The 13,033-nt window shown below is 31.8% G+C and carries 13 protein-coding genes; 4 read left to right on the top strand and 9 right to left on the bottom strand.

The features are described from left to right. Nucleotides 1–5 precede the first annotated feature (5 nt). The 4 genes from mutL (at nt 6) to ABD939_RS01500 (ending at nt 4,484) form a co-directional block, all read left to right on the top strand. The gene (gene mutL / locus ABD939_RS01515; protein ID WP_345163725.1) at nt 6–1,856 is read left to right on the top strand and encodes a DNA mismatch repair endonuclease MutL; all 1,851 of its coding nucleotides are present in this window, start codon (nt 6–8) and stop codon (nt 1,854–1,856) included. A gap of 3 nt (nt 1,857–1,859) precedes the next feature. Then, on the top strand, nt 1,860–2,588 hold the full coding sequence (locus tag ABD939_RS01510; RefSeq protein ID WP_345163722.1) for a rhomboid family intramembrane serine protease: 729 nt from the start codon (nt 1,860–1,862) through the stop codon (nt 2,586–2,588). Further along, complete coding sequence (locus tag ABD939_RS01505) at nt 2,588–3,457, top strand: rhomboid family intramembrane serine protease (protein WP_345163718.1); 870 nt, start codon at nt 2,588–2,590, stop codon at nt 3,455–3,457. The genes ABD939_RS01510 and ABD939_RS01505 overlap by 1 nt, the downstream gene beginning before the upstream one ends. A 211-nt stretch (nt 3,458–3,668) precedes the next feature. Continuing rightward, nucleotides 3,669–4,484: an endonuclease/exonuclease/phosphatase family protein gene (locus ABD939_RS01500; protein ID WP_345163715.1), complete on the top strand. Its 816-nt coding sequence runs from the start codon at nt 3,669–3,671 to the stop codon at nt 4,482–4,484. Between the two features lie 23 nt (nt 4,485–4,507). Here ABD939_RS01500 and ABD939_RS01495 read toward each other — a convergent pair whose 3' ends face one another. From ABD939_RS01495 to ABD939_RS01455, 9 genes are all read right to left on the bottom strand, one after another. After that, complete coding sequence (locus ABD939_RS01495; RefSeq protein ID WP_345163712.1) at nt 4,508–4,816, bottom strand: DUF6122 family protein; 309 nt, start codon at nt 4,814–4,816, stop codon at nt 4,508–4,510. Further along, nucleotides 4,816–5,439: a WbqC family protein gene (locus tag ABD939_RS01490; RefSeq protein ID WP_345163709.1), complete on the bottom strand. Its 624-nt coding sequence runs from the start codon at nt 5,437–5,439 to the stop codon at nt 4,816–4,818. Before ABD939_RS01490 ends, ABD939_RS01495 begins: the two co-directional genes overlap by 1 nt. 58 nt (nt 5,440–5,497) lie before the next feature. Next, nucleotides 5,498–7,090 carry a signal peptidase I gene (gene lepB, locus ABD939_RS01485; protein ID WP_345163706.1) on the bottom strand — a complete coding sequence of 531 codons (1,593 nt, stop codon included), beginning with the start codon at nt 7,088–7,090 and terminating at the stop codon, nt 5,498–5,500. Between the two features lie 66 nt (nt 7,091–7,156). Beyond that, nucleotides 7,157–7,861 (bottom strand): 4-hydroxy-tetrahydrodipicolinate reductase, encoded by a 705-nt coding sequence (gene dapB, locus ABD939_RS01480; protein ID WP_345163703.1) that lies wholly within the window; start codon nt 7,859–7,861, stop codon nt 7,157–7,159. A gap of 1 nt (nt 7,862) precedes the next feature. Beyond that, nucleotides 7,863–8,486: a DUF5683 domain-containing protein gene (locus ABD939_RS01475; protein WP_345163700.1), complete on the bottom strand. Its 624-nt coding sequence runs from the start codon at nt 8,484–8,486 to the stop codon at nt 7,863–7,865. Beyond that, complete coding sequence (locus ABD939_RS01470) at nt 8,476–9,387, bottom strand: ParB/RepB/Spo0J family partition protein (RefSeq protein ID WP_345163697.1); 912 nt, start codon at nt 9,385–9,387, stop codon at nt 8,476–8,478. The genes ABD939_RS01475 and ABD939_RS01470 overlap by 11 nt, the downstream gene beginning before the upstream one ends. Before the next feature lie 3 nt (nt 9,388–9,390). Continuing rightward, a complete protein-coding gene (locus ABD939_RS01465) occupies nt 9,391–10,155 on the bottom strand; it encodes a ParA family protein (protein WP_345163695.1) in 765 nt (254 codons plus the stop codon). A 115-nt stretch (nt 10,156–10,270) separates the two neighbouring features. Further along, nucleotides 10,271–12,388: a methylmalonyl-CoA mutase gene (gene scpA / locus ABD939_RS01460; RefSeq protein WP_345163693.1), complete on the bottom strand. Its 2,118-nt coding sequence runs from the start codon at nt 12,386–12,388 to the stop codon at nt 10,271–10,273. A 6-nt stretch (nt 12,389–12,394) separates the two neighbouring features. Next, on the bottom strand, nt 12,395–13,033 hold the full coding sequence (locus tag ABD939_RS01455) for a hypothetical protein (protein WP_345163690.1): 639 nt from the start codon (nt 13,031–13,033) through the stop codon (nt 12,395–12,397).

The following is a 13,033-nucleotide window of genomic DNA, read 5'->3' as shown; positions in this document are numbered from 1 at the left end:
AGTAAATGGCAGACATTATACAGCTTTTACCTGATCATGTTGCAAATCAAATTGCTGCTGGAGAAGTTGTACAACGCCCAGCTTCCGTAGTTAAAGAGCTTCTTGAAAATGCTATTGATGCTGAAGCAGACTCTATAAAACTTATTATAAAAGATGCTGGTAAAACGCTCGTTCAAGTTATTGACAACGGAAAAGGCATGAGTAATACCGATGCACGTTTAAGTTTTGAACGCCATGCAACATCTAAAATTAGAAGCGCAGACGATTTATTTCAATTACATACCAAAGGTTTTCGAGGTGAAGCTTTAGCAAGTATAGCTGCTATTGCACATGTTGAGCTTAAAACCAAACAAGAGGCTAATGATGTTGGCAACGCCATAGTAATAGAAGGCAGTAATGTGGCTTCTCAAAATGTTGTAGTAACACCAAAAGGAACTTCAATATCTGTAAAAAATCTATTTTTTAATATTCCTGCAAGACGTAATTTTTTAAAGTCTGATACTGTTGAATTAAGGCATGTAATTGATGAATTTCATAGAGTAGCGCTCGCTCATCCCAATATTAGTTTTGCTTTTTATAATAATGGAAGCGAAACATTTAATTTGCCAGTTAGTAATTTTAGACAGCGCATTGTAAATATTTTTGGAACTAAAACCAATGAAAAATTAGTGCCTGTTGAAGAAGATACAGAAGTCCTTAAAATTTCTGGGTTTGTTGGAAAACCAGAATTTGCAAAAAAAACCAGAGGTGAACAGTATTTTTTTGTGAATGATAGATTTATAAAAAGCGCTTATTTAAATCATGCTATAGCTTCAGCTTTTGAGGGTTTATTAAAAAATGGTACACATGCCAGTTATTTTTTAAACTTAGCAGTCGACCCACAAACTATAGATATAAATATTCATCCAACAAAAACAGAAATAAAGTTTGATGACGAGCATACACTTTATGCATTGTTACGTTCGGCAGTAAAACACAGTTTGGGGCAATTTAATATAGCACCAGTTTTAGATTTTGAACGCGATCCGAGTTTAGACACTCCATACAGTTATAATAAGAATAGCTCTAATACGCCAAATATAGAAGTAGATAAAAGCTTTAATCCATTTAAGGACGAGTCTAAAATAAAAGGAGGAGGAACTTCATTTAAAAAAGAATCTGTTTCAAATTGGGAGAGTTTGTATGTTGGTTTAGAGTCAAAAGGAACAAAAAATCAACATGATTTTAGTGAAGTTCATTTTGAGAGTGAAGCTAAAACAATTTCTATGTTCTCTAATGATAAGGAAGCAGAACATACACATACCACATATCAACTTCACAATAAATATATTGTTAGTACCATTAAATCTGGTATGTTGGTAATCGACCAGCATCGTGCACACCAACGGATTTTATATGAAGATTTCTTGAAAAACATGACGACTAAAGAGGGCATTAGTCAACAGTTATTGTTTCCATTAGAGCTTCATTTTTCAACTCAAGAAATTACTGTTATTAATCAGTTAAAAGATGATTTAGAACATACAGGTTTTGTGTTTTCAAACGTTAAAGAGTCAAGTGTAGAAATTACAGGAGTACCTGTAGGAGTTCCAGAAAGTGAAGTGTCTATTATTTTAGAACAGTTAATTAGCGATGTAGAAAACGAAGTGCCAGATAGTAATTTTAGTGCAACCGATTTGTTGGCAAAATCTATGGCAAAAAGTTTAGCTATTAAAACAGGCCAATCGTTACAAAAAGAAGAACAAGAACATATGGTAAACAAATTGTTTGCTTGTAAAGCACCAAATGTTTCACCTACTAATAGAACAACATTTATAACCATGAGTGTTGATGAATTAGACAAAAAATTTATATAGTATATGATGCGAATTTCAGAAACCGTTAAGCATCTGCTAATCATTAATGTGATTATGTTTATTGGTACCTTAGCGGTAGGAGAAGGGATTTTATTTTATGATTGGTTTGCAATGCATTTTCCTAAAAATGAAGCATTTCAACCATGGCAAATTATAACGCACATGTTTATGCATGGAGGCGTAACACATATATTATTCAATATGTTTGCGTTATGGATGTTTGGAACACCTGTAGAACAAGTTTTGGGATCTAAACGTTTCTTGTTTATTTATATTTCAGCAGGTTTAGGCGCAGTGGCACTTCAAGTAGGTTATTATTACTTTAAGTATTTACCAATGGAAGCTGAAGCATTAAGTTTGGGCTTTTCTAATGAACAAATTATTGAAGTTTTTAAAGACGGGAAAGTTTTTAGAGCCATTGGTCAAGAATTTAATGAAATATATTATGCTTCAATGGTTGGAGCCTCTGGTTGTATTATGGGCATACTTGCTGCTTTTGGTATGATGAATCCTGAAGCAAAATTAATGATGATATTTCTGCCAATTCCTATTAAAGCAAAGTACTTTATTCCTGGAATAATTATTTTGGATTTAATTTCTGGAATTACGGGGCAATCATTTTTTAGTCCTAGCAATACTGCATACATGGCACACGTAGGTGGCGCATTAACAGGTTTTTTTATAATGTGGTATTGGAAAAAAACGCAGTTTAATAGAAACCGTTGGAATTAATGACATCGCTCTCCCAAGACATAAAAGATAAATTGTCTAATCTAAATGTATTAGAAAAAATTATAGCAGTAAATGTTGTTGTTTTTATTGTTGGATTAGTTTTAAAAGAAAGTTTGAGTTGGTTTGAATTACCAAGCAATTTTTCTGATGCCATATTAAAACCTTGGTCAATTATAACGTATTCATTTATACATTACGACTTTTTACATTTATTCTTTAACATGTTATGGTTGTATTTTATAGGTGGTTTGTTTTTAAATTTATTTAATCCAAAAATGGCACTAAATATATATTTTTTAGGAGCCATTTCTGGAGGTTTGTTATTTATAGTTTGTTATTCCTTGTTTCCTGAAGTTTTTGGTGTAAAATCTTATTTAGTAGGTGCATCTGCCGCTGTAAGAGCATTGTTAATATTTCTTTGCGCTTATATGCCAAATAAAGCGTTACGGTTTTTTACGTTTAATTTAAAATTGTGGTATGTTGGAGCAGCTATAGTTGTTTTAGATGTTATTGGTGTATTTGCAGGTATAAATAATCCAAGAACAGGAAATGCTGGCGGAAATTTAGCTCACTTAGGTGGTGCTTTATTGGGTTACTACTATGCAAAACAACTATTAAAAGGTAAAGATATAGGTAAAGGTTTTGAACGTTTTATGGATTTGATGGTTAATACATTTAAACTATCAAAAAAAACACCTTTAAAAACAGTTCATAAAAATAAAAGTAAAGTTGGTGGTTATACTAAAGCAGATTTTAGTGAGTTTAATAACCAAAAGAAAGTTGATGTTATTTTAGATAAAATTAGTAAAAGCGGTTACGATAGTTTAACTGCTGAAGAAAAAGAATTTCTTTTTAGAGCAGGAAAATAACAACATGAAAAAGTTGAGTTTTATAAACAAAATTATATATACTATTAACATTATAGTCGCTGTTTTGTTGTTGCTTTCTTTTGCTTTACCATTTTTGCCTCCCAAAACGTTTTCTGTACTTTCGGTTCTTAATTTAGGGGTGTCATTCCTTATTTTAGTCAATGTTTTATTCTTTTTATATTGGTTAGTTAAGTTGAAAAAACAGTTCTTTTTGTCTTTAATAATATTGCTAATTGGCTATTTTTCATTTGGGTCTCTATATAAATTCTCGGCTTCAAAAAAAATTGACAGTCCTAGTAATTTTAAAGTGATGAACTATAATGTGCGTCTTTTTAATTTGTACGATTGGATTCCTGAAAAAGGAATAGAGAACAACATAGTTGATTTTATTAAAACTGAAGCTCCAGATATTTTAAGTATCCAAGAATATCATCCACATGAAAATATAGATCTGTCTTTTTTTAAGTATAAATTTGAAAAGCTTTCTGGTAAGAAAGTAAAATACGGACAAGCTATTTTTTCACAATTTCCAATAGTAAACTCTGGTTCTATTGAGTTTCCAGAAACAGGTAATAATGCCATTTTTGGTGATGTTATTAAAGGGAACGATACATTGAGAGTATATAACATTCATTTAGAATCTCTGCATATTAGTAGCGAAGTGTCAAGTTTGAAAAAGGAAGATTCTGAACGTCTTTTTAAGCGTATTGGAACAACTTTTAAAATGCAACAGTTTCAAACAGAACTTTTTTTGATGCATAAAAAACAGTGTAAATATAAAATGGTTATTTGTGGTGATTTTAATAATACCGCTTTTTCATATGTTTACAGAAAAATTAAAGGCGATTTAAATGATACTTTTAAAGAAGCTGGAAACGGTTTTGGACGCACACACGACTTTAAGTTTTTTCCAGTGCGTATCGATTTTATATTTGCAGATAAGGATTTTTCCGTAAATAGATTTAAAGCATTTAACAATCATTATTCTGATCATTTCCCTATTTCAACAACGTTAAGTTTAGAATAATTATGTTGTTAGAATTATTGCTTTTACATAAATGAGCAATCTACTATATCAGCAATGATATGAATAACTAAACCTAGGCCTATTAATCGGGTTTTTTTAAAAAATGTTAACACTATATAGACTCCAAAAGCATAATAGGAGTGAAGCGGATGAAAATTTATACTACATCTATTAGGGTCAAAAATGGGATTTGCTAAAAGGTGATCTAAATCTATCCACATACCAGAAAACATAATTAAAAATGCTATTTTCCAGTTTTGTTTAAACCAAATTAAAGCAATAAATAGTGGGATTAAAAGATGGCAACCATAATGCGCAAATGTTTGTAGCATTATTCAATTATTAAAGATTGTGACTCTAAATAATCTATTGAGTTTGGTCCTTCATTAAAAAGTAAATCTAAAATACTCAAGTTAGGAATAAAGCTATGTTTATTTGAAAATACTTGTGTGTAGGGTTCAAATTTAAATTGGATTTCTTTTTTTGCGTTAACCAAGTTTCTCAAATCTATACCACTTTCAAATGTGTTATTATAAATTTCTGTTTTGGTATAATTAAGCTCTAATTGTAAACAATCACAAATAGTCTCAAAACACTTAAAATTGAAATCTAATATATAATCTGTTTTTAATTCGAATAATGGTCTCAGTTCATCTTCGTAGTACTCAAAAAAAGGTGATGTTCTGTACGCAGAGAGTAATGATTTCCAATGTAGATTTTGCCATTTTTCTTCATTGAATATTTTAACATCACGATATTTTTGTCGATTCTTTTGAGAGTGTACAACGGGAATATTTAAAGCTAATTTTCCGTTTGCTCCGTAAATATATGACCTGTTTCGGTAGGTTTGTTTTACAAAATTGTCATCCATTTCAAAAGCGATTTCTTTTGAGTTTGCCATGGCTACAAAATGTGCAATATTTGGCAAATATGTTGGATGTATAATAATATTCATTAGCTCAGGAATGGTTTGTTTTTAGTTGAAATAGCTAAACGCCTAAAAACTAAATAAATTAACCATTGGCTTTTTTGCGTTTTCTCCATTTGCTAAAACCAAGATACCCAAAAAGTAGCACTAAAAATGGAATAAAATATGATGTGGCTTTTCCAGATCCACCAACAGTCGTAAAGAAACGCTCTAAACGAGGATTTTTAATGCCATCCCAGCTCATCCAAATAAATACAGGTTTTCCAACTACATGATCAAAAGGAACAAAGCCCCATCGTCTAGCATCAACCGAGTTATGGCGATTATCTCCCATCATCCAATAGTAGTTTTGTTTAAAAGTATATGTACTTGTTATTTGGCCGTTTATTAAAATCTGGTTACCCTTTACTTGTAATGTATTGCCTTCGTATTCGGTAATAACACGTTTGTATAAAGGTAAATTATCAATATTAATATCAATTGTTTTTCCAGCTTCGGGAATATAAAGAGGACCAAAAAAATCAATGTTCCATTTATAAGCAGGATCATGAGGGAAAATACTAGAATCTCTTTCTCCTTTTTCTCCTATTTCTCGAGTTATTTTAGCAACACTTGGATGATTTTTAAATTGGTCTGCAGCGTAATCTGTAGCAGCAGGAACAATAATTTCTCCTTGGCCGTTACGATAAATACCATCAGTAATATCGTATCTAGTTTTAAGGTAGCTTATTATGTTGTTGTTAAATCCTTGTCCTTCTTTTAAATCAATTTTATAGCTAAATTGAAGTTTCGCTCTATCAGGTAATTCATTTTTTTTGCCATTTATATAAACGTAACCCTCTCGAATTTCTAGAGTGTCACCAGCAACACCTACACAACGTTTTACAAGATTAGTTTTTTTATCGATTGGCTTATAGTAGTTTCTGTCTGGAGTAAAATCATTCATATCCAACAGCGTATCTGCCGGTTGATTAAAGACTACAATTTCATTTCTATCTATTTTCTCAAAACCTGGAAGTCTTAGATACGGCAGTTGTAATTTATTTATTAATGATGTTTTTCGTTTTTCAAAATTGTCGTTGAATAAATAAGATTTCTTTTTTAAAATTGGAATCGTATCATGAACCATTGGTGCCCCAACTGTTGTCATTGGTATTCTTGCGCCGTAATGAAATTTACTTACAAAAAGAAAATCGCCAACTAATAAAGATTTTTCTAAAGATGAGGATGGAATAGTAAATGGTTGAATAAAATATGTATGAACAATAGTCGCTGCAACAATTGCAAATAGAATAGAACTAACCCAATCTCCAGAACCAGATTTGGGTTGTAAGCTTCTGTTTTCTATATAATTAACATCGGCAACATAGTTTAAATAGAAGTTGTAAAAACCTAGTGTTACTACAGCTAATAATGTGTCAATATTACTGTTTTTACCAAAACTACGTGCGGTTTCAACCCAAACAATAGCGAGCATTATAAGATTTACAATTGGTAAAAATAGTAGAATTATCCACCATTTTGGGCGGTTAATTATTTTCATTAAAACCACACCATTATAAACTGGAACAAAAGCTTCCCAGGCTTTTCTACCTGCTTTTATGTATAATTTCCAGGTTCCTAAGCCATGTATTACTTGAATTATTAGGATGAAAATAAACCACTGTGCTAATGTCATAATCGTAATTTTAATTCTTTTCGTTAGTAGATAAACTTAAGCATGATGTTACAAATTTTACTAGAGTTAACCAATATTTAACACATCGCTCATTGTAAAAACTCCTGTTTTTCCAATAATCCATTCAGCTGCTATTACGGCGCCAAGTGCAAAACCTTGTCTGTTATGAGCTATGTGTTCTATTGAAACGGTATCAACTTCACTTTCATAAGTAACAGTATGCGTTCCAGGAACATCTTCAATTCGTTTTGCTGTTATAGGTATTATGGACTCACCGGTTTCATCGAGCTTCCAGTTATCAAAACTTTCATGGTTTGATATAATATCGTTTGCCAATGATATTGCTGTACCGCTAGGTGCATCTAATTTTTTAGTATGATGAATTTCTTCCATTGAAACGTTGTATTGTTTCAAATTACTCATCATTTTAGCAAGTGTTTTATTGAGTTCAAAAAATATATTTACACCCAAACTATAATTAGAGGCATATATAAAAGCACTCTTTTTTTCTTTACACAGTGCCACAGCTTTGTGATAATCTTCTAACCAACCTGTTGTACCAGATATAACAGGAACATTATGGTTTAAGCAATTAGAAATATTGTTAAAAGCCACTGTTGGAATACTAAAATCTATTGCTACATCAGCTTTGGTAATATCATAATCTTTATCATCTTTGTCAACCTTCAAAACAATTTTATGCCCGCGTTTAAGAGCAATTTGTTCTATAGTTTGTCCCATTCTTCCGTAGCCAAGTAAAGCGATATTCATATTAAAATTTAAAATTTAGAGTTAACCCCACATTACCTGTGGCATCAATTTGATTTATGTTATAATGTGGTGCCAAAGATAAGTTTTCATCTACATTATATTGCAGTAAATGTGCATCAACATTAGCATCAATTATATTTAATGCATACATCCCTATGGTGACTAAAAGGGATAACTCCTTGTTTCTTCTAAAAGTTCTTTGTGCTCTCAACAGCCCATCGTCTGTAATTCTTGGTATGGTAAGTTGGTTCCCCTGTGAATCAAAATAGAATTCATCGTTTGTAAAACCAGCTAATCTGCTTTTAAACGCATCTCTGTATCTGTTGTATTCGTTGTTGTTGGTTATGTAAAAATAAACTCCCGTGCCTATTGCAGTGTATACTAGAGGTATTTTCCAGTACTTTTTATTGTAAGCTTGCCCGAGGCCGGGTAATACAGCAGAATAAAATGCTGCTTTTGCAGGAGATAAAGGGTTTATAGGATCTCTAATTTCTACAATGGAGTCTACAACAATCTCTTTTGTAAGCTCTTCTTTTTTATTTTTTTTTCGTTTTTTTTCTTGTCCTGACACGGAAAAGCAGAAAAGCATTGCTAATAGACTCGCTATTATAAATTTATTTGGCACCTTGAACTAATTTTTTAATACGATTAAAATCTTCTTCAGAATGAAAAGGAATGGTTATTTTTCCTTTACCGTTCTTAGAAACTTTAACGTCTATTTTATGCCCAAAGTATTCTGAAAATGCAGTAATACCTTTTTTTATGAATTTGGGAGTGTCTTCATCTTGTTGCTTTTTGGAAGGTATTTCAATACGTTCATTAGTATTGAAGTTACTCACCAAAACTTCAGTTTCTCTAACCGATAGCTTATTAGATAGTATTTTTTCGTAAATGTCTAATTGAATACTTTGGTCTTCTATAGTAATCAAAGCACGACCGTGCCCCATGGAAATAAACCCATCGCGCATACCGGTTTGAATAATTGGGTCTAACTTAAGTAAACGTAAATAATTAGCTATCGTTGAACGTTTTTTACCTACTCGCTCACTCATTTGTTCTTGAGTTAGTTGTATTTCGTCTATTAAACGTTGGTATGATAATGCAATTTCGATAGGATCTAAATCTTGGCGCTGTATGTTTTCAACTAACGCCATTTCTAACGATTCTTGATCGTTTGCAATTCTTATATAAGCAGGAATGGTTTCTAAACTAAGTAATTTAGAAGCTCTATAACGTCGTTCTCCAGAGACTAATTGATATTTATTAAACCCTAATTTTCTAACCGTTATTGGTTGAATAATACCTAATTCTTTAATTGAAGAAGCTAATTCTCTGAGCGATTCTTCACTAAAATTAGTACGAGGTTGAAATGGGTTCACTTCAATAAAATCAATATCAAGTTCAATAATATTTCCAACTACTTTATCGGCATTTTTATCTTGAACGGATTTAATATCGTTATCAGGATCATTTAATAGTGCTGATAAACCTCTACCTAAAGCCTGTTTTTTTGTTGCCTTAGCCATAATTTAGGAGTTTTTATTGATGATTTCTTTTGCCAAACTTAAGTAATTACTCGCACCTTTACTACTTGCATCGTAATTAATTATACTTTCTCCGTAGCTTGGTGCTTCGCTTAATCGCACATTCCTTTGAATAATGGTTTTAAAAACCATGTCGTTAAAATGTTTTTGTACTTCTTCAACTACTTGGTTGGATAAACGTAACCTAGAATCATACATTGTAAGTAATAAACCTTCAATATCTAACTCTGGATTATGTATTTTTTGAACACTTTTAATGGTGTTTAATAATTTCCCTAAACCTTCTAGTGCAAAATATTCGCATTGAATAGGAATAATTACAGCATCAGAAGCGGTTAATGCGTTTAATGTTAAAAGACCTAAAGAAGGTGCGCAATCAATTAAAATATAATCGTAATCGTTTTTTATTTCAGCCAAAGCCTTTTTTAGCATGTATTCTCTAGCTTTTTTATCAACAAGTTCAATTTCAATCGCCACTAAGTCAATATGTGCAGGAATAATATCTAAATTTGGCGATTCTGTTTGAATTATAGCCTCTTTAGCCGAATTAGAATGTTCTAAAAGTTGGTAGGTTCCAATTTCAACCTGTTCTACATCTATACCAATTCCAGAAGTTGCATTTGCTTGAGGGTCAGCATCTATAAGAAGTACTTTTTTTTCTAGAACGCCAAGACAGGCTGCTAAATTTACCGATGTTGTTGTTTTTCCAACACCACCTTTTTGGTTAGCAATTGCAATGATTTTGCCCATTAATGATTTGGTTTTATTAACGGTAAAAATACAATTATTTCTTAGGAATAAAAATGTAACTTGTTAACAAAACTTGAATAGAAAATATGCGTGATTATTTAAAAAATTAGCTAACCTAATCAATTAAAATCTTTAAAATTTTAATTGCAGCATCACTAATTTTTGTTCCAGGCCCAAATACGGCAATAGCTCCTGCATCAAATAGATATTGATAATCTTGTTTTGGTATTACGCCACCTACAATAACCATAATATCTTCCCGGTCAAAATTTTTCAATTCCTCAATAACTTGGGGAACTAATGTTTTATGTCCAGCAGCTAGCGAAGAAACTCCTAAAATATGAACATCATTTTCAACAGCTTGTTTTGCGGCTTCTTTTGGTGTTTGAAACAAAGGGCCAATATCTACATCAAAACCTAAATCAGCATAACCTGTTGCTACTACTTTTGCACCACGGTCATGTCCATCTTGTCCCATTTTAGCTATCATAATTCTAGGTCTTCTGCCATCTTGTTGGGCAAAAACATCAGCTAATTCTTGAGCTTTTTTAAAGGACTTGTCTTCTTTCATTTCTTTACTATATACACCAGAAAATGATTTTATTTGAGCCTTGTGTCTCCCAAATTCTACTTCTAAAGCATCACTAATTTCACCAAGCGTAGCACGTTCTCTAGCAGCTTCAATAGCTAAAGCTAGTAAATTTTCTTTCCTTAAACGAGCAGCTTTTGTTAATTTTGTTAAGGCTGTTTTTACTTTGCTGGAATTTCTGGTAGATTTAATTTTTTTTAAACGCTCTATTTGCGAATGTCTCACAGTTTGATTATCGACTTCTAATGTAGAAATAGGGGTCTCTTCTTCTAATTTATATTTGTTAACTCCTACAATAATATCTTGTTCAGAATCTATTCTAGATTGCTTTCTTGCTGCTGCTTCCTCAATTCTTATTTTGGGTATTCCAGACTCAATAGCTTTAGTCATACCTCCTAATTCTTCAATTTCTTCAATTAAATTCCATGCTTTTTGAGCGATATCATGAGTTAATTTTTCAATATAATAACTGCCTGCCCAAGGATCTACAGTTTTAGTGATTTTAGTTTCTTCTTGTAGAAAAATTTGAGTATTTCTTGCAATTCTAGCAGAAAAATCGGTTGGTAAAGCAATGGCTTCATCAAGTGCGTTAGTATGTAGACTTTGTGTTCCGCCAAACGCAGCAGCAGCAGCTTCAATAGTCGTTCTTGCTACATTATTAAAAGGGTCTTGCTCGGTTAAACTCCAACCGGATGTTTGGCAATGTGTGCGTAAAGCTAAAGATTTTTCGTTTTTAGGATTAAACTGTTTTACCAATTTTGCCCACAACATTCTTGCAGCTCGCATTTTAGCAATTTCCATAAAATGGTTCATGCCTATTGCCCAGAAAAATGATAACCGTGGAGCGAAAGTATCAATATTCATGCCTGCCGCTAATCCTTTTCTAATATATTCTAAACCATCAGCTAGGGTATAAGCTAGCTCGATATCACAGGTTGCGCCAGCTTCTTGCATATGATATCCTGAAATACTTATGCTATTAAATTTTGGCATTTTTTTGCTAGTATATTCAAAAATATCTGAAATAATTTTCATTGAAGGTGTTGGCGGATAAATGTAAGTGTTACGCACCATAAACTCCTTTAAGATGTCATTTTGAATGGTTCCAGCTAATTGTTCTGGTTTTACGCCTTGTTCTTCCGCTGCAACAATATAGAAAGCCATAATAGGCAGCACTGCGCCGTTCATGGTCATAGAAACAGACATCTTATCTAGTGGAATTTGGTCGAAAAGAATTTTCATATCCTCCACTGAGTCTATAGCAACTCCAGCTTTTCCAACATCGCCAACGACACGTTCGTGATCGGAATCATAACCACGATGGGTTGGTAAATCAAACGCAACAGACAGACCTTTTTGTCCTGCCTTTAAGTTTCGCCTGTAAAATGCATTGCTTTCTTCAGCTGTAGAAAATCCAGCATATTGACGAATCGTCCAAGGTCTACGAACATACATTGTACTGTATGGTCCACGAAGATTTGGTGAGATTCCTGCAACAAAATTTATGTGTTCTAAACTTTCAATATCTTCTTTCGAATAACAAGATTTAACATCAATTCCTTCAGCGGTTTTAAAAGTAGATTCCTTCAACTGGTTTATTTCAGTTGATGATTTTATCTTAATATGTTGAATATCTTTTCTCATGTAAGATTATCTTTTGTCTCCAGATTGAATCTTATTTATGTATGGAAGGAAATCTCCTTTTTTACTAGATTTAGTTGTGATAGTAAATGTTTTATTAAATTTAGATATTATATAATTTTCCCAATAAGTTGTATCTTTTTTTAAAATCATTTTACCAGTATTTACAATAATTTGATAATTGGTTTTGTTAATTATATAGTCCTTTTCTAAACTTATTATCGCAGAAGTTGAATCTTTCGTTACTTTATTCAGAAATCGTTTATTCATAGCAGATAAAATTTCAGCCATAGCATCATTTAATTTTAAGTATTTCACTTCATTGATAAATATATTTTGATAATTTGTTGAATCCTCTTTGTATAAATATTTGAAATTTTCAGTAATTGGTAAAATGTGTCCTTCAATATAATTCTCTGAAATTAAGTTTTTGAGTTTGGGGTTTCTAATACTCGAAAAAAACTTGTCATCATTGTTTTTACTAGTCGAACTATATAGAGTGAAATCTTTAGGAAGAAAGTAACTTATGTTTTTGCCTTTTGAATAAAAATATTCACCATCTAAATTTATCTCTGTACTTCTGTTGTCTTTATCTTTGCAAGAAAAAACTAAAAAAATATTAAGCATTATTAGATAAAATCTTTTCAT

The organism is Algibacter aquimarinus (assembly GCF_039543265.1).
Taxonomy (GTDB): Bacteria; Bacteroidota; Bacteroidia; order Flavobacteriales; family Flavobacteriaceae; genus Algibacter_B; species Algibacter_B aquimarinus.
The sequence above is the reverse complement of the archived record's forward strand: the minus strand, read 5'-3'. Positions and strand labels throughout refer to the sequence as shown.